Origin of the sequence: Streptococcus equi subsp. zooepidemicus (assembly GCF_015689395.1) — a bacterium.
Classification (GTDB): Bacteria; Bacillota; Bacilli; order Lactobacillales; family Streptococcaceae; genus Streptococcus; species Streptococcus equi.
In genome coordinates this window covers 392,494-412,340 of record NZ_CP065054.1, presented here as the reverse complement: position 1 = coordinate 412,340, position 19,847 = coordinate 392,494, and the positions used below count along the sequence as shown (strand labels likewise).

At 44.2% G+C, this 19,847-nt stretch carries 21 protein-coding genes; 7 read left to right on the top strand and 14 right to left on the bottom strand.

What is annotated here, in order from left to right:
• Positions 1-112: 112 nt before the first annotated feature.
• The 9 genes from I2432_RS10500 to uvrA form a co-directional block, all read right to left on the bottom strand.
• On the bottom strand, positions 113-250 hold the full coding sequence (locus tag I2432_RS10500; RefSeq protein ID WP_231871326.1) for a hypothetical protein: 138 nt from the start codon (positions 248-250) through the stop codon (positions 113-115).
• The gene (locus I2432_RS02100) at positions 241-615 is read right to left on the bottom strand and encodes a hypothetical protein (RefSeq protein WP_231146773.1); all 375 of its coding nucleotides are present in this window, start codon (positions 613-615) and stop codon (positions 241-243) included. Before I2432_RS02100 ends, I2432_RS10500 begins: the two co-directional genes overlap by 10 nt.
• Positions 597-878, bottom strand: a complete 282-nt coding sequence (locus tag I2432_RS02095) for a TIGR04197 family type VII secretion effector (RefSeq protein WP_115250603.1) — start codon at positions 876-878, stop codon at positions 597-599. Before I2432_RS02095 ends, I2432_RS02100 begins: the two co-directional genes overlap by 19 nt.
• Positions 879-1,111: 233 nt before the next feature.
• Positions 1,112-1,564, bottom strand: a complete 453-nt coding sequence (gene nusB / locus I2432_RS02090) for a transcription antitermination factor NusB (RefSeq protein WP_115250602.1) — start codon at positions 1,562-1,564, stop codon at positions 1,112-1,114.
• Complete coding sequence (locus I2432_RS02085; protein WP_012515005.1) at positions 1,557-1,946, bottom strand: Asp23/Gls24 family envelope stress response protein; 390 nt, start codon at positions 1,944-1,946, stop codon at positions 1,557-1,559. The genes nusB and I2432_RS02085 overlap by 8 nt, the downstream gene beginning before the upstream one ends.
• A gap of 42 nt (positions 1,947-1,988) precedes the next feature.
• Positions 1,989-2,546, bottom strand: a complete 558-nt coding sequence (efp, locus tag I2432_RS02080) for an elongation factor P (protein ID WP_012515004.1) — start codon at positions 2,544-2,546, stop codon at positions 1,989-1,991.
• A 93-nt stretch (positions 2,547-2,639) separates the two neighbouring features.
• Positions 2,640-3,101, bottom strand: a complete 462-nt coding sequence (locus I2432_RS02075; RefSeq protein ID WP_012678498.1) for a deoxycytidylate deaminase — start codon at positions 3,099-3,101, stop codon at positions 2,640-2,642.
• Between the two features lie 43 nt (positions 3,102-3,144).
• The gene (locus I2432_RS02070) at positions 3,145-4,221 is read right to left on the bottom strand and encodes a M24 family metallopeptidase (RefSeq protein ID WP_111710310.1); all 1,077 of its coding nucleotides are present in this window, start codon (positions 4,219-4,221) and stop codon (positions 3,145-3,147) included.
• A 289-nt stretch (positions 4,222-4,510) separates the two neighbouring features.
• The gene (gene uvrA / locus I2432_RS02065) at positions 4,511-7,333 is read right to left on the bottom strand and encodes an excinuclease ABC subunit UvrA (RefSeq protein WP_115250601.1); all 2,823 of its coding nucleotides are present in this window, start codon (positions 7,331-7,333) and stop codon (positions 4,511-4,513) included.
• Between the two features lie 195 nt (positions 7,334-7,528).
• Between uvrA and I2432_RS02060 the strand changes: the two genes are divergently transcribed.
• Complete coding sequence (locus I2432_RS02060; RefSeq protein ID WP_014622324.1) at positions 7,529-8,473, top strand: magnesium transporter CorA family protein; 945 nt, start codon at positions 7,529-7,531, stop codon at positions 8,471-8,473.
• Between the two features lie 254 nt (positions 8,474-8,727).
• Entirely contained in the window at positions 8,728-9,378 is a 651-nt protein-coding gene (locus I2432_RS02055; RefSeq protein WP_111689846.1) for a DUF1129 domain-containing protein, read from the top strand.
• Between the two features lie 266 nt (positions 9,379-9,644).
• Here the strand turns inward: I2432_RS02055 and rpsR are convergent, their stop codons facing one another.
• From rpsR to rpsF, 3 genes are all read right to left on the bottom strand, one after another.
• Positions 9,645-9,884 carry a 30S ribosomal protein S18 gene (rpsR, locus tag I2432_RS02050; protein WP_002983142.1) on the bottom strand — a complete coding sequence of 80 codons (240 nt, stop codon included), beginning with the start codon at positions 9,882-9,884 and terminating at the stop codon, positions 9,645-9,647.
• A gap of 158 nt (positions 9,885-10,042) precedes the next feature.
• Positions 10,043-10,531, bottom strand: a complete 489-nt coding sequence (locus I2432_RS02045; protein ID WP_038674547.1) for a single-stranded DNA-binding protein — start codon at positions 10,529-10,531, stop codon at positions 10,043-10,045.
• An 18-nt stretch (positions 10,532-10,549) separates the two neighbouring features.
• Positions 10,550-10,840, bottom strand: a complete 291-nt coding sequence (gene rpsF, locus I2432_RS02040) for a 30S ribosomal protein S6 (RefSeq protein WP_012678504.1) — start codon at positions 10,838-10,840, stop codon at positions 10,550-10,552.
• A gap of 1,376 nt (positions 10,841-12,216) precedes the next feature.
• Between rpsF and mutY the strand changes: the two genes are divergently transcribed.
• The 4 genes from mutY (at position 12,217) to I2432_RS10275 (ending at position 15,078) form a co-directional block, all read left to right on the top strand.
• A complete protein-coding gene (gene mutY / locus I2432_RS02035; protein WP_115250600.1) occupies positions 12,217-13,365 on the top strand; it encodes an A/G-specific adenine glycosylase in 1,149 nt (382 codons plus the stop codon).
• Positions 13,366-13,653: 288 nt separating this feature from the next.
• Positions 13,654-13,938 (top strand): hypothetical protein, encoded by a 285-nt coding sequence (locus tag I2432_RS02030; RefSeq protein WP_115250599.1) that lies wholly within the window; start codon positions 13,654-13,656, stop codon positions 13,936-13,938.
• Positions 13,939-14,155: 217 nt separating this feature from the next.
• The gene (locus I2432_RS10280; RefSeq protein ID WP_249093334.1) at positions 14,156-14,542 is read left to right on the top strand and encodes a hypothetical protein; all 387 of its coding nucleotides are present in this window, start codon (positions 14,156-14,158) and stop codon (positions 14,540-14,542) included.
• 119 nt (positions 14,543-14,661) lie between these two features.
• The gene (locus tag I2432_RS10275; RefSeq protein WP_249093331.1) at positions 14,662-15,078 is read left to right on the top strand and encodes an LPXTG cell wall anchor domain-containing protein; all 417 of its coding nucleotides are present in this window, start codon (positions 14,662-14,664) and stop codon (positions 15,076-15,078) included.
• Positions 15,079-15,321: 243 nt separating this feature from the next.
• Here the strand turns inward: I2432_RS10275 and trxA are convergent, their stop codons facing one another.
• Positions 15,322-15,636: a thioredoxin gene (trxA, locus tag I2432_RS02020; RefSeq protein ID WP_115250597.1), complete on the bottom strand. Its 315-nt coding sequence runs from the start codon at positions 15,634-15,636 to the stop codon at positions 15,322-15,324.
• 180 nt (positions 15,637-15,816) lie between these two features.
• Between trxA and I2432_RS02015 the strand changes: the two genes are divergently transcribed.
• Positions 15,817-17,136, top strand: coding sequence for an FAD-containing oxidoreductase (locus I2432_RS02015; RefSeq protein ID WP_115250596.1), 1,320 nt, complete (start codon positions 15,817-15,819; stop codon positions 17,134-17,136).
• A gap of 330 nt (positions 17,137-17,466) precedes the next feature.
• Here the strand turns inward: I2432_RS02015 and I2432_RS02010 are convergent, their stop codons facing one another.
• The gene (locus I2432_RS02010) at positions 17,467-19,803 is read right to left on the bottom strand and encodes an endonuclease MutS2 (protein ID WP_115250595.1); all 2,337 of its coding nucleotides are present in this window, start codon (positions 19,801-19,803) and stop codon (positions 17,467-17,469) included.
• Positions 19,804-19,847 lie beyond the last annotated feature (44 nt).

The window sequence follows — 19,847 nt, the reverse complement described above, 5'->3', positions numbered from 1 at the left end:
AGGTGGTCAACTCCACCTGGATAGCATCAATCGCTGCTTGTAACTTTTTGATAGAGGGAATGATGATCGCTGTAAAAAGTCCCTTACCTGCTGTATAGGCTGCTCCCTGTAGCTATCCCGAATCCAGACTAGCAATGAGATGGTCGCAACCACTTGATAACCTGTCCGTTATCTCATTGGCTATTTGGATATTGTTTGTCATAGCTTGAATCAAGGCCTTTGACTCTGCTGCACTGTAGGTTACTCCCATCGTAAACGGCTCCTTTCACCGATAAGCTTTTCTTGGTCCCTCTCTAGTTGACGACGGACTCCCATGATATAGGTCGACACGTGATCCAGATGCTCATCAACATAGCGATCCATTTGTCTGAGCAAATGGTCATTGGCCTCTTGCTCTGCGTACTTTCCAGCATAGTCCTCAGGCATATGGTTCAATAGGGACTCAAGGGCAAAAGAGAGGTGCCGACAGTCTGCTTGGAGCTCCGAGACTGCTTGTTCATGCTGCCGTTTCATTGACAAAAGATCCTCCTCTAGCCACTCCAGCTGGTTGATCTGTTGGGTTAGGGCAAGAAATTTGTCTTCAGATTCTTCCTTGATCATGACTGATTCCCCCATCTTGTTGCTTCCTCTAGGTCTCTTTTCTCTAGTTTGGCCGCAAGCTGAGGAAATTTATTGGCCTGAATAAGGACTGCCTGACTAAAGTCGCTAACAGCCTGCAGCAGTTGATTAGAGACCTGACGTCCCTTTTCTATTCCTGCAATACCGCTGGTCACACTAAATGCAACGGACTGTTGGTGAACCCTACTGGTGTCTACACCTACCAATTCGCTAATAGCGGCAGAGGCAGCCACAGGGCTTGATGTGATGGTATCACTCATACAATCTCTCCTTTATAACCATTGTGTCTTTCATTATATCACAGGATAGTAGCCATTGTGGTTGCAGCTCTTACCTAAATAAGAGCAACTGACCGAATTTTTTTGGGAATTCATTGACATTGTCAACCAGATGAGATGTTTTTGCGTATTCAAAAAGCCCTATAGTTCTGTAGTAGGTGATTTTACTACAGAACTATAGGGCTTTAGTAATTTAAGAAGCTGTCATTAGCTTGTTAGTCTGTCACTGCAACTGACTCATCAGAAACAAACTGACTAAGTAAGCCATTAATAAACTTAGCTGAAGTATCATCAGAATATTTTTTAGCAATTTCGATGATTTCATTTAGGGCTACACGATCTGGTGTCTCCTCAAACAAGGTCATCTCAAAGAGCCCAAGACGCAGCATTGTCTTGTCTACCACTGTCAAGCGCTCAATGGACCAGCCCGTTTTAAGGTTTTTCTTGATAACCTCATCAAGCTCAGCCTTATGATCCATAACGCCATTGACAAGATTTAACAGAAAAACAGGAAGCTCAGAAGGCTGCTTGTCATCAGCTGCTTCCTTGTCATAGTCATAGGCAAACTGTGAGGCAGGCAGAAAATCTCCGCCCATCTCCATAGCAAATAAAGCTTGAAAAGCACGCTCACGCAAATCTCTTCTCGAATGTTGAAAATGCTTAGTCATCCAAAAAATCCTCATCAAACAATGATTTCATTTCTGGCTTTGGTGTCTTTTCAGGAACAATCCCCTCAACATGGATATTAACATAAGAAATGGTAACCTCAGCCATGTCATAAACAGCTGACTTAACAGCCCTTTGAATAGCCATTGACACCGCAGGAACCTTTACACCATATTGCAGGTAAACATAGATGTCTGCATTGACTGTTCCATTTTCCTCCGTCTGAAGATAGACGCCCTTACCAAGACTAGCTTTATTAAAGGTATCTGCCATGTTTTTATTGTGAAGCGAGTGAACACCCTCGACCTGCATCGTAGCAATTCCCGTAATAACCTCAAGAACTCGTGGCGAAATAACAATTTCACCGATATTTTCAGTTGTCATAGCATTTCCTTTCTTTCTCTTAGACTAATTCCGGAAAGCGAATTAAGCGCGAGAAACGTAAGTCCCCTCAGCAGTATTGATGATTAGCTTTTGTCCTACCTCAATAAAGTCTGGAACGTTTACCACGAGTCCTGTTTCAAGGGTTGCAGGCTTACCAGAGCCTGTAACAGTTGCTCCCTTGATTGATGGCTGGGTCTCTGTAACAGTCAACTCAACAGTAGTCGGTACCTGAACTCCGATCACCTCTGTTCCATAAAACTGGATTTTCACGTCAGAGTTTTCAAGGATATATAATAGCTCTTGCTCAACATTGGCTACTGGAATCTCATACTGGTCATAGGTTTCAGTATTCATAAAGTAAGCAGTGTCGTCCATCTTGTAAAGGTATTGAGCCGGCACTGTTTCAATAATAGCCTGTTCAAACTTTTCGTCTGGACGATAGGTTGTGTCGAATGTAGAGCCAGTACGAACATCACGTAATTTCATACGCATGATGGTATTTCCCTTACCTGGCTTATGATGGCTTGCTTCAAGTACGCGAATTAGCTTTCCTTCTGCTTCAAACGTCATACCTGCTCTAAGCTTGCTTGCTTCAATCATTTGTTATTACCTCTTACTAAAATAGTTATCGTCTTATTTTACCACAAAAGGGCTGTAGGCTCAAATGTTTTCTGACCATTATCGGCCTTCGGCCTAAGGCTCAACAGCACCACCCAAGATAATCTGAGGCACGTCATGCTGAACATAAGCAACCCCTTTTTTATCCATTAGCTCAATGGCAAAAGGGTGGGGACGATAATGGGATTTATAGGTGATCTTGCAAATACCGGCCTGAAGGAGAGCCTTAGTGCAATTGATACAAGGAAAGTGCGTGACATAAATCTCTGTTCCAGCAGTTGAAATGCCCTCCTTAGCACATTGAATCAAAGCATTCATCTCTGCATGAACAGTTCTGATACAATGCCCTTCTTCCATATAATGACCGGCTTCATTACAGTTATCAGTCGCCGACACGCCACCGTTATAGCCTGTTGCAATAATGCGATTGTCCTTGACCAAGACTGCACCGACAAATGCTCGATCGCAGGTTGATCGCTTAGATATCAGCTCTGCATTTGCCATAAAATAATCTTGCCATGATAGCCTATCTGTCATGCTTTGTCTCCTAATCCCTTCTAACTCACAGCAGCTAACAAGCCTACGTTAAAACAATCAATTCCTTTGGTGCCTGAGTTAAGACCTGACAGCCTGTCTCTGTGATGACAAGATCGTCCTCAATACGCACACCGTATTTGCCGTCTAAATAGATACCTGGCTCATCTGTCACCACCATACCAGCTAGAAGCCTTTGATCTGTCTTAGCAAAAAATGGATCCTCATGAATATCAAGTCCGATCCCATGACCAATGCCATGTGTAAAGTGACTGCCATATCCTGCCTCAGTAATGAGCTGACGAGGAATAGCATCAAACTCACGATAGGTCATGCCTGCACCAGCCTTTGCAATCAAAGCCTGATTAGCTGCAAGAACCAGCTCATAAATCTCACGCTCTTGATCTGTCACCTGTCCGATATGAATAGTCCTTGTCATATCACTGACATAGTGCTGGTAATAACAGCCAAAGTCAAGCGTCAAAGTCTCTCCCTGCTGAATGATTTTATCTGTAGCACGACCATGAGGCATGGCAGAACGATAGCCTGAGGCTGCAATGGTGTCAAAGGAAATGCCTGAGGCACCGTATTGACGCATGCGAAAATCCAAGAAATTAGCCACTTCAAGCTCACTTGTCTGCCCCGGCTTAATAAAGTCCAAGACATCACAGAAGGCCTTGTCTGAAATCGAGCAGGCTTTAGCAATAATGTCAATCTCAGAAGCGTCCTTAATCAGACGAAGCGCTTCAATAAAGCCTGATTGCGGCAGCAAGCTCACCCCAGCAAAAGTAGCCTGGAGATGCTGATAAAAGGAAAAGGACACCTGATCCTCAAAGGCTAGACTGCTAAGCTTGTCCGCCTGTAGGATTGCAGCAATTTCAGCCAGCGGTGTGCGGCTCTCAATGATATCAAAGCCCTCAATACTAGCCTTAGCAATCAAGGTATAACGCGAATCTGTAATAAAAACACGCCGCTTTGGACTGATAAAGACCGTAGCTGAGGTCCCTGAAAAGCCTGTCAGGTAATAAATATTAGTCAGATTAGTAATTAAAATAGCCTCCAAGCCCTTTTTTTCCAGTAATGCTTGGCAATTGCTTAAGCGCTGTGCTAAAAATGATGACATGGTAATCTCCTTTATCGACAAAACTACCTTAAGTTTACCATGATTTCAACGCTTTTAAAAGCAAGACCCATTAGAGACAGCCAACAAAAAAGCATTTCTGACAGTGGACCAAAAGGCTAATCAGCTTAGCCGCCACTACCAAAAATACCTTTTAAATATCACCCCGCACTCCTGCGAAAAGAGCTACTGGCTATCTATTATTTAAATTAAAATCACCCCTCATTTCAATCCATGCCCTATCATCGTTCATTCGAAGATCACTCTGTCAATTGATTTCAGGCCTGCAACTTTACAATTTCAGCTTCAGGTACTGCCCTGTGTAGCTTTCCTCAACAGCGGCAACCTCTTCAGGAGTCCCAGCTGCAACCAATTGACCTCCACCAACACCGCCTTCTGGACCAAGGTCAATAATATGGTCTGCCGACTTGATGACATCTAAATTGTGCTCAATCACTAAAACAGTATTGCCATCATCAACAAAGCGCTCTAAAACCTTCAGTAATCGCGCAATGTCATCTGTATGCAGCCCTGTCGTTGGCTCATCTAAAATATACAAGCTTTTACCAGTCGAACGCTTGTGCAATTCACTAGCCAGCTTCATGCGCTGGGCTTCGCCACCTGATAGGGTTGTCGCTGGCTGCCCTAGAGTAACATAGCCAAGCCCAACGTCCTTAATGGTCTGAATTTTACGAGCAATCTTTGGAATAGCTGAGAAAAATACCAGAGCATCATCTACCGTCATATCCAAGATTTCAGCAATGTTTTTGCCCTTATAATGGACCTCCAACGTCTCTGAATTATAGCGTCTGCCATGACAAACATCACATGGAACGTAGACATCTGGTAAAAAATGCATCTCAATCTTGATAATCCCATCTCCAGAGCAGGCCTCACAGCGCCCACCCTTCACATTAAAGGAGAAGCGCCCTTTTTTGTAGCCACGAATCTTGGCTTCATTAGTCTGGGCAAAGAGCTCTCGAATATCATCAAACACACCGGTATAGGTAGCAGGATTAGAGCGCGGTGTCCGCCCAATTGGGCTTTGATCAATATCAATCAACCGTTCCAAATGTTCAATGCCAGTGATAGACCTATGCTTGCCTGGCTTTTCAGAGTTACGGTTTAGCCTTTGAGCCACTGCTTTTTTGAGAATGCTATTAACCAGCGTTGATTTTCCTGAGCCAGAGACCCCAGTCACTGCAATAAATTTCCCCAGAGGAAACCTCACATCAAGATTCTGCAGATTGTTTTGGGCTGCTCCCTTGATATCAATAAATCGGCCATTGCCAGCACGTCGCTCTAGAGGAACGGGTATTGATTTGCGTCCAGATAGGTATTGACCAGTGATAGACCTTTTATGCCGAGCAACCTGCTGAGGCGTTCCAGAGGCAACAATCTGTCCACCAAAGTCCCCAGCACCAGGTCCCACATCAATCAGCCAATCTGCCTGCATCATGGTATCCTCATCGTGCTCAACCACAATCAAGGTATTTCCCAAGTCACGCATTTTTTTCAAGCTATCAATCAAGCGATCGTTATCTCGCTGGTGCAGACCAATAGAAGGCTCGTCCAAAACGTAAAGGACGCCCGAAAGATTAGAGCCAATTTGCGTTGCCAAACGGATACGCTGACTCTCTCCACCAGACAAGGTGCCTGCCGAGCGAGACAAGGTCAGATAATTCAGACCGACATTATTCAAAAAGGTCAGCCGATCATGTATTTCCTTGATAATTGGCTTTGCAATGGTGCTTTCGTTGTCTGACAGCTCAAGCCGATCTAGCAGCTGCAGATGGTCTGCAATAGATAGCTCTGACACCTGACCGATCGTCAAGCCATGCTCACCACCAACACGCACACACAGGGCTTGATCATTGAGGCGATAGCCATGACAGCTCGCACAGGTCAATTCGTTCATATAGCCTCGCATGACATTGCGGGTGTAATCACTGCTGGTTTCGTGATAACGGCGGTTAATATTTGTCACAACCCCTTCAAAGGGAATATCAATGCTGCGCTCGCCACCAAAATCATTGACATAGTGAAAATGGAACTCCTGATCACCTGAGCCATACAGGATCAGCTCCTTTTCCTGCTCGCTCAATTGCTCAAAGGGCTTGTCCATATCAACGCCAAAGCTCTGCATTGCCTGCTCAAGCATGGTTGGGTAATAATTTGACGAGATAGGATTCCAAGGAGCAAGAGCCCCCTCTCTCAAGGTCTTACTAGGATCAGGAACAACTAGATCTAAATCCACCTCCAGCTTGATCCCTAAGCCATCACAGGTAGGACAAGAGCCAAAGGGCGCGTTAAATGAAAAAAGACGAGGCTCTAGCTCTGGCACTGTAAAACCACATACCGGACAGGAATAATACTCTGAAAACAGCAGCTCATTGCCGTCCATCGTATCAATCATCAGATAACCATCTCCCAGGCGAAGCGCAGCCTCTATCGAATCAAAAAGACGACTGCGGATCCCGTCCTTATTGACCAAGCGATCAATGACGACCTCGATATTGTGCATTTTGCTTTTGGATAATGCTGGTACCTCTGACACATCAAAAATCTCTCCGTCAACACGCACGCGCACATAACCGTCCTTTTGAATTTTTTCAAACACTGTCTTGTGCTGACCCTTTTTACGACGGACAAGAGGCGCCAAAATCTGCATACGCGTCCGCTCAGGCAGCTCTAGCACCTGCTCAACAATCTGCTCCACCGAAGAAGCCGTAATAGCCCCATGCCCATTGATACAATAGGGAATCCCCACACGCGCATAAAGAAGCCTGAGGTAATCATTGATTTCTGTCACCGTACCAACGGTTGATCTGGGATTTTTACTGGTTGTTTTTTGGTCAATAGAAATAGCAGGACTAAGCCCGTCTATAGAGTCCACATCAGGCTTTTCCATGTTGCCTAAAAATTGCCTAGCATAGGCTGACAAGCTCTCCACATAACGCCTTTGGCCCTCAGCATAGATGGTATCAAAAGCAAGGCTAGATTTTCCAGATCCTGATAAGCCGGTCACCACAACGAGCTTATCACGCGGAATCTCCACATCAATATTTTTTAAATTGTGGGCACGCGCCCCACGAATAATCAATTTATCTTGCATGCTCTTGTGCCCTCAGGCACCCTCCTCATCGAGATTTATTCCATTATAACAAAAATTTCTAATAATCAGTTGCCCCAAACACCATGAATTTGTAGTATAATAGACAGGTATTGAGTGTTTTTCAAAAAGGCTCCAGCTGCCTGACCGAAATGATACCGCTCCAATACCGACTAATCACCAAAAGGAGGGCTTGTCATGAAACAAATGTTTCTTTCATCGGCAATTGAATTCAAAGAAATCGAAACATTCGAGCCAGGTGCTTGGATCAAATTGGTCAACCCCTCCCAGGAAGAGTCAATCGCCATTGCCGATCAATTTAACATTGATATTTCTGACCTGCGTGCCCCTTTGGACGTTGAAGAAACCTCACGTATTGCTGTTGAGGACGACTACACCTTGATTATCGTCGACGTTCCAGTCTATGAGGAGCGCAACAACAAAAGCTACTATGTGACCATGCCTTTGGGAATTATCGTCACTGAAAGCGCAGTAATCACTACCTGCCTGCATGACATGACACTTTTTGATCATTTTCATAAGCGTAAGGTTAAAAACTTCTATACCTTTATGAAGACACGCTTTGTGTTTCAAATTCTCTACCGCAATGCCGAGCTTTTCCTAACCGCACTAAGAACAATTGACCGACAAAGCGAACGCTTGGAGGCTCAGCTTGAAGCGGCAACCCGAAACGAAGAATTAATCGACATGATGGAGCTTGAAAAATCCATCGTCTACCTAAAAGCCTCCCTAAAGTTCAATGAGCGCATTGTCAAGAAATTATCCAGCTCAACCAGCTCACTCAAAAAATATATTGAGGACGAGGACCTGCTTGAGGATACCTTGATTGAGACCCAACAGGCTATTGAGATGGCTGGCATTTACGAAAATGTCTTGAATGCTATGACCGAAACAACCGCCTCAATCATTAACAACAATCAGAACACCATCATGAAAACATTGGCACTGATGACGATGGCCCTAGATATTCCGACGGTGATCTTCTCAGCCTATGGCATGAACTTTCAGGATAATTGGCTGCCACTCAATGGGCTTAGCCATGCCTTCTGGTATATTGTCCTGTTGGCAACCCTGCTCAGCAGCTTTGTTGTTATTTATTTTATTAGAAAAAAATGGTTTTAATAACCCCATTTCCAGCTGAAAAAGCTACTACCTGTAGACAGCTGCTCAGCAGCTAAAGCAAGCACTACTGCTGCTAAAGCAAACAATCACCCCAGCAAGTAATGATAGCTACTACTGCTAGGTAGTATAATCAACCGCAACAGATCAGCTACCATACTAACTAGCTGGCAAAGCAATCCAGCAAGGCGCTCTTAAGGCATTGCTCAGGCTAGCCTTGCTTCCAATCATCACATCATATAGGAGAATCCCCTGTCATGGACCTACAACAGCTTACCAAAAAAAATCAAGAATTTATTCATATCGCCACCAATCAGCTCATCAAAGACGGTAAAACTGATGAGGACATCAAGACACTTCTTGAGGAGGTCATTCCGACCATTTTAGAAAACCAGAAAAAAGGCATCACTGCAAGAAGCTTATATGGTGCTCCAACCACCTGGGCAGCTTCCTTTAGCAAAGAGGCAAATCAAAAAGAAGCCACACCAAAAAACACCAATCCATGGCTGATGTGGCTTGATACCTCGCTTCTATTCATCGGTATTGTTGCTCTTTTAAACAGTGTCATGACCTTCTTTAACACCAACGCTACCGTTACCGGACTTGTATCCTTACTTGCTCTTGGCTTTGGAGGGGGTGCTTCCATGTACGCCACCTACTATTTTGTTTATCGCCATATGGGCAAGGACAAGAGCCTTCGTCCAAGCTGGTTTAAGGTTATTGGTGCTCTGACACTTGCAATGCTGGCCTGGATAACCCTCTATTCCGCTACGGCCTTTTTACCAAAGGCGCTCAACCCACAATTACCTCCTGTAGTGCTTCTCATTACCGGTGCCTTAGCTATCGGACTGCGTTACCTCTTGCAGCGCAAATACAATATCCAAAACACTATGGCACCACAGCGCTAGCAGCAGCTCCACTGCCTGAGGAAGCACTTCCCTATTCTCTCTTGAGGGCAGTTAGCCTTTTCATACCATATTGCTGGCAACACCAGACACTGATCTACAATCGACACTCCTCAATCCCTTAGATGAGGAGTTTTTCTTTAGCCCTATGCTTCATCAAACACCACCAGATACCACACTCTCAATCAGATCACAGGCTAAGGCTTGACGACGCTGCTCAGCTGACTTCAGACCACATAAAAAACAGCCCTTAAGGACTGTTTCAGATATTAGTCTTCGTTTACGTAAGGCATAAGTGCCATAACGCGAGCACGTTTGATAGCTGTTGTTACTTTACGTTGGTTTTTAGCTGATGTTCCTGTTACACGACGAGGAAGGATTTTCCCACGTTCTGAAACGAAACGGCTAAGAAGCTCAGTATCTTTGTAATCAACATATTCAATTTTGTTAGCTGCGATAAAGTCAACTTTTTTACGGCGCTTAAAGCCGCCACGACGTTGTTGAGCCATGTGTTATCTCCTTTATATTATTCAAACGATAAATTTGCCGCCTAATAAGCAAACCGACGCCAGAAAGAGGCCTCAATCTTTTGTGCTTGAAAGCAACTCCTCTGTCTCCCAAGCTACCAGCAAATCTATGCAATTCATGTCAGTCCACTTTCCATTGCTTAGAATGGAAGATCGTCATCTGAAATATCCATTGGATTTGAGCCGCCAAATGGACTTTCATCTCTGCCAAAGTTAGGTGTTTGCTGAGCAGGCGCTGAATAGCTATTGGTTGCCGGTGAGCTATTAAAACCACCACCATATGAGCCAGACGAGTTCGCCTCACGTGTAGCACGACTTTCCAGCATTTGGAAATTATCTGCAACAACCTCGGTTACATACACACGCTGCCCCTGTTGGTTTTCGTAGTTACGGGTCTGAATACGTCCTGTAATCCCAATCAAGGCACCCTTTTTGGCCCAGTTAGCTAAATTTTCAGCCTGCTGCCGCCAGATCACACAATTAATGAAATCTGCCTCGCGCTCACCATTTTGGCTCTTAAAGGCGCGATTAACAGCAAGTGTAAACGTAGCAACTGCCACCTGACTTGGAGTGTATCGAAGCTCTGCGTCCTTGGTCATACGACCAACTAGTACTACATTATTAATCATAAACTACCTACTTTACAATTAAGCGTCAAGCTTAACGATCATGTGACGAAGAATGTCACCGTTGATTTTTGACAGACGGTCAAACTCATTAAGAGCTACAGCGTCAGTCGCTTCAAGGTTTACGATATGGTAAAGGCCTTCGCGGAAATCATTGATTTCGTATGCAAGACGACGCTTTTCCCAATCTTTTGATTCAACAATAGTTGCACCATTGTCAGTCAAGATAGAGTCAAAACGTGCTACCAAAGCGTTTTTAGCTTCTTCTTCAATGTTTGGACGAATGATATAAAGAATTTCGTATTTAGCCATTGATAGTTTCCTCCTTTTGGTCTAATGACCTAGACGATCACATCTAGGTAAGTGAGGTATGCTCACAGATTAACAGTATACAATAAACAAAGGTAAAAAGCAAGCAAAATGTTGACCTTTCTGTTGACTAAAAGACCTTTTTAGATCCCTTCGTAGCTCCATAAAAAGCAAAGCCACTTCTATAGAAATGACCTTTAGTCACCTGACTTGCAGGTCTTAGTGGCAAGGTCAAATCCAGACACCAGCAAAAAGGACACCCAACCGGGTGTCCTTATCATGTCTTGAGTGCTATTCTCCCTTCTATCTGCCATTTCATAAGGACTCACCTGTCAATTGTTCCTCTAAAGAGGAACACATACTTATCTGTCTAATCAGTCGTCTCCTTTCTGTTTAACAAAATGAACGGTTATTAAAGGAATATGACTGTTCTTGAGTTTCGTTTGTTAGCACTATGCTATTTCAGCTTACATTGGACTCACTCCTTCAGCTATTTTTTGCTGTCGTGCTCAATGTCTCCGTTTTTATATCTTGCGATGTACATAAGATCCTCCTATTAGAAAAGCTCACTAGCTATCTGATGATAGCTACCTTTCAAATAAGCTCAATCCTTTACCCTGAGTGCCAATAACAATATCAAGGACGACTAGTGACACAGCAACTAGTCTCCATTTTTATAGCGTCCTTTATTGAATCTTAGCATAGCATACGTCCTTTCAATAACGGGAATTTCAAGCTTATACTGTTTAGAGCGCTCCTTTGGCCAAAGCTGGTAATCTTGATAAGCCTTCACATGTGATCACATATTAAATTGTAAAATTGGTTTTGCCTACCGTTTGTTGGAGCTCTTAATCTCCATTTTTGTACCGCGCGACATGTCTTGTTATCATCAGATATCCTCCTATAACTCCAGTGTCATCGGTCGTCCTTATCTACATCTTTATTATAATGTAAGCGGTTACTAAAGTCAAGCTTTTTGCTCCTTTTTTGATAAAATATCAGCAACTAAAACTCCACGATAAGACACAAACCCTCAGCAAAAACTGAGAACCTTGTTATACTTGTCGTTTACATTTAAGTGCCTTTGTTAGTACCTCAGACTAATTAACCTTTTTCGCGGACGGCTAATCTAGCCAATCACTCTAAAAACGGTGTCATTTTACGAATAGCTTTATTATTTTTGATAAATGGTGTTGAATCAGCTTGTAGAAACTGGTAAATCCAGACTATAACCAATATAAGCAGCAAGAACATTTTCTAACATGTCATGAGCAGTTGTCACAGCCTCTTCATAAGGTATAAATCACAAAGCATGCTTTAACAAATCCTATCAGACATAGGGCTCAACCAATTCAGACAATCTGTGTTACAATAGGATTATGATAGATTTAAATGATTATGGCATTACCATGTGGGATCAAGATACCATTGCCTCCTTTCGTCGTACGCTGCTGGCTTGGTACGATCAGGAAAAGCGAGACCTGCCTTGGCGTCGCACAAAGGACCCTTATCATATCTGGGTCTCAGAGATCATGCTCCAGCAAACGCAGGTCGTTACCGTTATTCCTTATTACGAGCGATTTTTGGATTGGTTTCCAACGGTAGAGGCCCTCGCCTGCGCTGACGAAGAGCGCTTGCTCAAGGCTTGGGAGGGACTGGGCTACTACTCTCGTGTACGCAATATGCAAAAGGCTGCGCAGCAAATCATGACTGACTTTGGCGGGATTTTCCCAAGCTCACACGCTGATATTACTAAGCTAAAGGGCATTGGCCCTTATACAGCTGGCGCTATCTCAAGCATTGCCTTTGATCTGCCTGAGCCTGCGGTTGATGGCAATGTCATGCGAGTCATGGCCAGACTGTTTGAGATTAACTACGATATTGGAGACCCAAAGAACCGCAAGATTTTTCAAGCTGTTATGGAGGTGCTTATCGATCCGGAGCGACCCGGAGATTTCAATCAAGCCTTGATGGATCTGGGGACTGATATTGAAGCGGCTAAAAATCCCAGACCTGATGAGTCTCCTGTTCGTTTTTTCTGTGCAGCCTACCGACATGGCACCTACGACAAATACCCCATCAAGGAGCCAAAGAAAAAGCCCCGGCCTATTCAGGTGCAGGCCTTTGTGATTCGTGACAGCCAAGGGCGGCTTTTGCTCGAAAAAAATACGCAAGGGCGCTTGCTAGGTGGCTTTTGGTCCTTTCCATTGATAGAGACTGACTTTGTCAGCCAACAGCTGACCCTCTTTGAGGACAATCCTGTCGTGCTTGAGACCATGTCTCAGACAGCCCTTTTTGAGGAGCGTTACGGGCTTGTGCCTGACTGGTCTCAGGTGGCCTTTCCTCAGGTCAAGCATACCTTTAGTCACCAAAAATGGACCATTGAGCTTTGCGAGGGCTTTGCAGACAGCATGCCCCTAGCCCCTGACAGAGAGCTTGTCTGGGTCGCAACAGAGGATATGGCTGCCTATCCAATGGCAACACCGCAAAAGAAAATGCTAGAGACCTACCTAAGCAAACAAAGCTAAGCGGCTCATAGCAATCAGATAAGGTCCTTAAGGCTGAGCTTTAGGGGCTTTTTTGCTTAACCAAGGAACTTACTTGTGGCCTACTTGGCCTGAATCACACAAGAAACCTCTGCTATTATCGTAACAAAGTCAGATGATTACCCTTTTCATTAAAAAAAAAAAAAACGAAACTACGGAGACAAATTGGGGCACTGCTATGTCTTGTCGTCAGCTATCGTGCTACACTGGCCTTAGAAACCAGTCACAACAAAAAGCTGTGGCAATGATAACTAATAAAGGAGAAAACCAATGAAGCTGACAAAAACCCTATGCCTAGTAGCCGCTACTGCAGCCCTAGCCCTAGCACCAATCAATACAAGCAATGGACAAACAAACACTGTTTTAGCAAGGCAACGGACAAAGCAACCTATTGATGAAAGCAAATGTACCATTCTTGGTCATGGACACATTCAATGTGGTGACAAGATATATTATCATCCAAAGTATGATAAAAATTCACTCTACTCATGGGTTAGTCGATCCTTTTATACCTTTTATTCTGTATGGAGTACCTTGAATAGAGTGTTCAAATAATTAGCAAAGCAGGTCGTGTTAATATCGGCCTGCTTTTCTTACCAGCTCTGCTAATGGCTGCTGAATCACTAGAAATCAGACAATTAGGCTTTTCATTAAAATCAAAAACCAAACGAATCTAGGAGAGAAAGTAGCGGACAACTATTTCTCTATCTTGATGACTGTGTTAAAATATCTTCAGTCAAAATTAATATGTCTATCATTAAAGGAGAGAGAAATGAACAAAAAATCAGCAAAACGCAGGCGTAAGAATCTTATCACGAAGCTTGCGATGACAAGTGCCTTAACCCTGGGTGTGGGCGCAGCAGCTACCCTAGCAGGACAAACAGAAGTACGGGCTGAGGTTCTAACCTTAAATATGAAAGATAAAGCTAAAGTTGAAGAATTCGCTAATAAGCTTAAAGATTACGCAAAGCAAAAGAAATCTGGTCAAATTACTTTGCAAGAACTTTCCCTTATACTTGATGGGTACAGAAATATTAGGGAGCAAATAGAACAAGACTTAGCTACTACAGAAAAAACTAAAAATTTCTATGGAGAACAGTTAATTCTTACTGATAAACTTTATCAGTCTGAAAAAGAAAAGAAAAGAAAGAAAAACTAGAAGCTGAGCTACAACTAAGCCAACAAAAAATTCATGACCTTGATGAAAAACATCAAAAAGAGAAATTAGAGCTACAAGCACAACTTGAGGCTTCAAATCAAAAGATTAAAGAGCTTGAAATGGCAAAGAGCACAGCTGAAGCTGAAATAAATAGACTAACAGCTGAAAAAAATGGATTACAAGAAAAATTAAATAATCAAGAAAAGCTTAATGCTGAGTTACAAGCAAAATTAGCTAAGCAGGAAGAGCTTAACGCTAAGCTTCAAAAAGAAATTGATGAATTGATGGCTCAGATTGAGAAGCTCAAGCACTGTCAAGATACGCCTAAGCCTGAGCCAAAACCAATGCCAGAGCCTAAGCCAGAAGCTAAAAAGCCTGAACAACCTAAACCAATGACTAAACCAGGAGCTAAGAAGCCTGAGCAATCACTTCCATCAACTGGTGACATCAGAAATCCATTCTTCACACCTGCAGCCATTGCTATTATGATCGCAGCAGGTACCATTGCCATTCCAAAACGCAAGAAAGAAGACTAAACAAATTAACAATCCCCATATTTCAACAATGATACACAAGCCCCTACTTGTGTCTACCTCAAAAGCAGTAGCCAGTCGCGCGGCTACTGCTTTTACTATACTTTTTACACCAGCTCTGATAGCAGCTGACAACAAAAAAGATTGAAGACACAGCCTATTAGGTCTTCAATCTTTTTTTGGTCATACAACCAACAGCAGCTCTTGAGGCTTGCTGCCCCTCTAAGAGACTGTTGGCTTACTGCTTTAGCTTAATTCTGCGACGATCGCCTTGATTTGATCCTTAGTATGGACGCCTGCTACCTGCTTGACAACCTTACCGTTCTTTTTGAACAGCAGGGTTGGGATAGACATAATGCCAAATTGTTGAGCAGTGTTAGGATTGTCATCAACGTCTAGCTTGACAATCTTAAGCTCATCTTCGTCCATCTCTGCTGCTAATTGATCAAGGATTGGCGCTTGCATTAAGCAAGGGCCGCACCAGGTTGCCCAAAAGTCCACAAGGACTAGGCCTTCATTAGTTTCTGCTTCAAATGTTGCATCTGTTACGATATGTGCCATTGTAATCTCCGTTCTTATAGTTTATAAGCCTATTTTAGGGGAAAACGACTGATAATGCAAGAATCTGATATGCAAGCACTTGGTCTTATGATTTAGGAAAAATCTGGCGTAGCCATTTTAAGACAAATGCGCTAGCCTTTGCTACAATGACCTTATCTTAACCATTAAAAGGAGGCTATTATGAAAGCATACGAGCTTATTGTGATTGGATTTGGTAAGGCTGGGAAAACCTTGGCTGCCAAAATGGCGCAGCTAGGAAAAAGAGTTGCTCTTATTGAGCAGAGTCCTACTATGTATGGCGGGACTTGTATTAATATCGGCTGTATTCCAACAAAGGCCCTAATCACTGCTGCTGAGCACAAGGCTAGCTTTGCAGAGGCTATGGCGCACAAGGACACTGTCGTTCATCGTCTTCGCCAAAAAAATGAGTCGCTGCTGACTCAGTCTGGCGTGACACTTTACAACGGTAAGGCAAGCTTTGTTTCTAATAAGATCATCCAAGTAGAGGCTGGGCAGGAGCGGATCCTCTTAGAGGGCAAGCATATCGTGATCAATACCGGAGCTGTTTCAAATCGCTTTCCGATACCTGGTCTAGCAGATAGTCAGCATGTGGTTGATAGCACAGGGATTCTGGCTCTCACTGAGCAGCCTCAGCGCTTGGCTATTATCGGTGCGGGTAATATCGGGCTAGAGTTTGCCAGTCTTTATGCCAGCTTAGGCAGCAAGGTTACTATGTATGAGGCTGCCCCTGCTATTTTAGGGCGCTATGAGCCGGTTGTCGCTGAGCTGGCACAGGATTATCTGGAAAAAGCTGGGGTTACCTTTAAGCTTTCTGCAGCTGTTGATTTGATTGCTAATGATGACAATGGCAAGGTTCTAGTAACAGCGAATGGCGAGACAGAAGCCTTTGATTGTCTCCTCTATGCTATGGGACGCAGGCCTGCTACTCAAGGGCTTGGCTTAGAAAACACTGACATTAAGCTTGATGATCGCTATGCTGTCGTGGTAGATGATTATTGTCAAACCACTGTCGAGGGGGTATATGCGGTTGGTGATGTTAATGGCGGGCCTCAATTTACCTATACGTCCTTAGATGATTTTAGGATTGTGTTTGGGCAGCTAACAGGGACAAGCCAGTACAGCCACAAGGATCGGGGCTATCTGCCAACAACAGTCTTTATCGAGCCACAGCTCTCACAAATCGGGTTAACAGAAAAAGAAGCAAAAGAGCAGGGACTGCCCTACAAGGCTAATGAGCTCTTGGTTGCCAATATGCCACGCGCCCATGTCAATAACGACCTCAGGGGGATTTTTAAGGTCATTGTCAATACAGAGACTAATGAAATTCTAGGGGCAACCTTATTTGCTAACAATTCTCACGAATACATTAACCTGATTAAGATGGCTATGGATAACCAGATTCCATATACCTATCTCAAAAACCAGCTCTTTACCCACCCGTCAATGGCTGAAAATCTTAATGATATCTTTAACCTTTAAAGGAACCTCAACCTTACTTGCATAGCAGGGACAACAGCTAAGCTATAAAAAACAAGCTCCTCTTTGGTTGCCGACCACTTGGCTACGGCTAGCAAAAAGGGCTTGTTTTTTCTGCTATCCAATCAGCAGGCTAGCAACTGCTCATGGTCTAAAGGAACTAGCCAGGCTGGGACACGTTGGCAGCAAAAGCTAAGCAAGACTCGCTAGCTGCTGCCATAATGAAGAAGCCTCCTTTGAGACACCAGCAGCAAGCACAGAGCAGCTTTCTTTGGGGCCTAGGGCTCAATCAGTTTGAGTAAAAAGGGGCTTTATTTGAATCAAGAGGATCAATCAGCCTAGATTAGCTATGGTACAGCCTGATCCACCGGCATTTTGCGGGGCATAGCCAAAGCTTTTGACATGCTTGTTGCGTCGCAAGTATTTGCCCACTGCCTCACGTATAACACCTGTACCAATACCATGTATGATGTCAACCTGACTCATGTTGTTAAGCAAGGCTTGGTCAATAAAGGCATCTAGCTCCTGCATGGCCTCCTCATAGCGCTTGCCTCGAAGGTCCAAGCGAGCGCGTGGTCCCTTTCCTGTAGCTGCTTTTTTGATGACCTTAACAGCCTTTTGCTTAGGCTGCTGCGCTTCTTCTTTTAGCTTAACCAAGCTGAATTCGTCTTCCTTGAGGGTCAACTTGATCAGGCCAACCTGAGCCTCCCACCTCTTGTCCTTAAACTGGGCAAGCAAGGTGCCTCTTTGCCCATAGGCGGTAACAATGATGTCATCACCCACACGAGGAGCCCGCCATTTTTTCGCTTTTTTCAGCACCTTATTTTGCGACAGGCTTTGCTCTGGCGCAAGCTGCTTTAGGCGATGCTTGGCTTCGATAATTTCGTGCGGCTTTAGCTCTGCTTTTTCATGCAGCTGACTTAAAATGCTGTCACTTTCGGCCAAGGCCATATCCACAATCTCACGCGCTTCAAGGGCTGCCTTTTCCAATTCCTTGTCCTTAGCGTGGGAGAACTCATTATAGAGCTTTTTGACAGCACGATTGAATTTGAGGTTATCCTGCTCGACTTCCTTGATATGCTCAAGGCGCTTGCGGCTCTCCAGCGTTTGCTGCTCCAGCTGTTCAATGATACGATTGACATCATGATCAGTTGCGGTCATTGCCTGAGCTTCCTTGACGATATGCTCTGCCAAGCCTAATCGTCTTGCAATATCAAAGGCATTTGAGCGACCAGGCACTCCTTGCATAAAGCGGTAAGTAGGCTTTAGGCTGACATTGTCAAAGGCCATGCTGGCATTTTCAACATAGGCTGTCTCAATCCCATAGGCCTTTAGCTCTGGGTAATGGGTGGTGGCCATCGTCTTGATATTGGTCAGACGCAGCTGCTCCAAAATAGCCATAGCAAGGCTGGCTCCTTCCTGCGGGTCAGTCCCTGCTCCTAGCTCGTCAAAGAGGATCAAGCTGTCACTGTCTGCCTGTTTGAGAATCTCAACAATGTGAGTCATATGACTGGAAAAGGTAGACAGGCTTTGCTCAATGGATTGCTCATCTCCAATATCAGCATAAATACCATTAAAAACTGCCACCCTGGAGCCCTTGTCAGCCAAAATAGGCAGCCCTGACTGGGCCATCACCTGAGCCAGCCCTAAGGTTTTTAGCATGATGGTCTTACCACCTGTATTAGGACCGGTAATCACAATTACCGCTAGGTCATTTGCAAAATGCAGGTCATTTGCCACAGGATTTTGAATCAAGGGGTGGCGCGCATTGAGCAGCTGTAAGCTTTTATCGTTAGAAATCACTGGCACAGTTGCCTGCTTGGCCTGCATATAAAGGTATTTTGCTCTTACAAGATCTAGATGTCCTAGTAGCCAAGCATTATTCCTAAGAGATCGGCTATGCGGACGCAGCTGCTCTGACAGCTCATGCAAGATTCTTCCGATCTCATGGCGTTCATCTGCCTGTAGCTGAGTCAGCTCCTCATTGAGACTTACAAGCGCTCTAGGCTCAATGTAGACTGTACTGCCAGATGCTGACATGTCATGCACAACTCCTGCTACCTTATAACGATAGGTGTTTTTGACAGGCAGGACACTTCGGCCGTTACGACTAGCAATCAAGCTCTCTGACAGATAAGCCGCCTGCTTTTTTAGGATATCCTGCAGGAGCTGACGACTGGCATGTTCCTTGTTTGATATCTGGCGACGAATGCTCTCCAACTCAGGACTAGCAAAGCCTTCAACAAAGCCTGCGTCATTAATTGCCTGAAGACTCCCCTGTAGGCTAGGAAAGCTCTCTATTTTTTCAAAGAGTGCTTTTAGAGCAACTAAATCAACATTTTCCAAATCGGCATAAAAACGACAGGCCTCTGCCGACACCTGCAGGAGCTTTTTGACTGCTAAAAGCTCTTGAATGCTCAGATCTGCCGCCAAATCCAAGCGCTGCATGCTTTGTGACACATCTGACAGCCCTCCCAAGGCAAAATGGTGGTGCTCTACAAAAATAGCCGCCATTTCCTCAAGCTCTGTAAAGTAAGCCTGTATTTTGTCTTTATTAGCAATAGGCTCCAGCAAATCAAGCTCAAGCTGTCCCTGCTCTGTCTGTAAGTAAGGCCAAAATTGCTCTTTAACCTTTTCAAATTCTAACTGTTCTAAAATCTTTTTTTCCATAGTTCTTATTATACCTAAAAATCACTTAAAATGTGGGACACTAA

Bases quoted from the DNA above. Each gene is read 5' to 3' on its own strand.
- I2432_RS10500 (WP_231871326.1), bottom strand. From the start codon at position 250: ATGGGAGTAACCTACAGTGCAGCAGAGTCAAAGGCCTTGATTCAAGCT.
- I2432_RS02100 (WP_231146773.1), bottom strand. From the start codon at position 615: ATGGGGGAATCAGTCATGATCAAGGAAGAATCTGAAGACAAATTTCTT.
- I2432_RS02095 (WP_115250603.1), bottom strand. From the start codon at position 878: ATGAGTGATACCATCACATCAAGCCCTGTGGCTGCCTCTGCCGCTATT.
- nusB (WP_115250602.1), bottom strand. From the start codon at position 1,564: ATGACTAAGCATTTTCAACATTCGAGAAGAGATTTGCGTGAGCGTGCT.
- I2432_RS02085 (WP_012515005.1), bottom strand. From the start codon at position 1,946: ATGACAACTGAAAATATCGGTGAAATTGTTATTTCGCCACGAGTTCTT.
- efp (WP_012515004.1), bottom strand. From the start codon at position 2,546: ATGATTGAAGCAAGCAAGCTTAGAGCAGGTATGACGTTTGAAGCAGAA.
- I2432_RS02075 (WP_012678498.1), bottom strand. From the start codon at position 3,101: ATGACAGATAGGCTATCATGGCAAGATTATTTTATGGCAAATGCAGAG.
- I2432_RS02070 (WP_111710310.1), bottom strand. From the start codon at position 4,221: ATGTCATCATTTTTAGCACAGCGCTTAAGCAATTGCCAAGCATTACTG.
- uvrA (WP_115250601.1), bottom strand. From the start codon at position 7,333: ATGCAAGATAAATTGATTATTCGTGGGGCGCGTGCCCACAATTTAAAA.
- I2432_RS02060 (WP_014622324.1), top strand. From the start codon at position 7,529: ATGAAACAAATGTTTCTTTCATCGGCAATTGAATTCAAAGAAATCGAA.
- I2432_RS02055 (WP_111689846.1), top strand. From the start codon at position 8,728: ATGGACCTACAACAGCTTACCAAAAAAAATCAAGAATTTATTCATATC.
- rpsR (WP_002983142.1), bottom strand. From the start codon at position 9,884: ATGGCTCAACAACGTCGTGGCGGCTTTAAGCGCCGTAAAAAAGTTGAC.
- I2432_RS02045 (WP_038674547.1), bottom strand. From the start codon at position 10,531: ATGATTAATAATGTAGTACTAGTTGGTCGTATGACCAAGGACGCAGAG.
- rpsF (WP_012678504.1), bottom strand. From the start codon at position 10,840: ATGGCTAAATACGAAATTCTTTATATCATTCGTCCAAACATTGAAGAA.
- mutY (WP_115250600.1), top strand. From the start codon at position 12,217: ATGATAGATTTAAATGATTATGGCATTACCATGTGGGATCAAGATACC.
- I2432_RS02030 (WP_115250599.1), top strand. From the start codon at position 13,654: ATGAAGCTGACAAAAACCCTATGCCTAGTAGCCGCTACTGCAGCCCTA.
- I2432_RS10280 (WP_249093334.1), top strand. From the start codon at position 14,156: ATGAACAAAAAATCAGCAAAACGCAGGCGTAAGAATCTTATCACGAAG.
- I2432_RS10275 (WP_249093331.1), top strand. From the start codon at position 14,662: ATGGCAAAGAGCACAGCTGAAGCTGAAATAAATAGACTAACAGCTGAA.
- trxA (WP_115250597.1), bottom strand. From the start codon at position 15,636: ATGGCACATATCGTAACAGATGCAACATTTGAAGCAGAAACTAATGAA.
- I2432_RS02015 (WP_115250596.1), top strand. From the start codon at position 15,817: ATGAAAGCATACGAGCTTATTGTGATTGGATTTGGTAAGGCTGGGAAA.
- I2432_RS02010 (WP_115250595.1), bottom strand. From the start codon at position 19,803: ATGGAAAAAAAGATTTTAGAACAGTTAGAATTTGAAAAGGTTAAAGAG.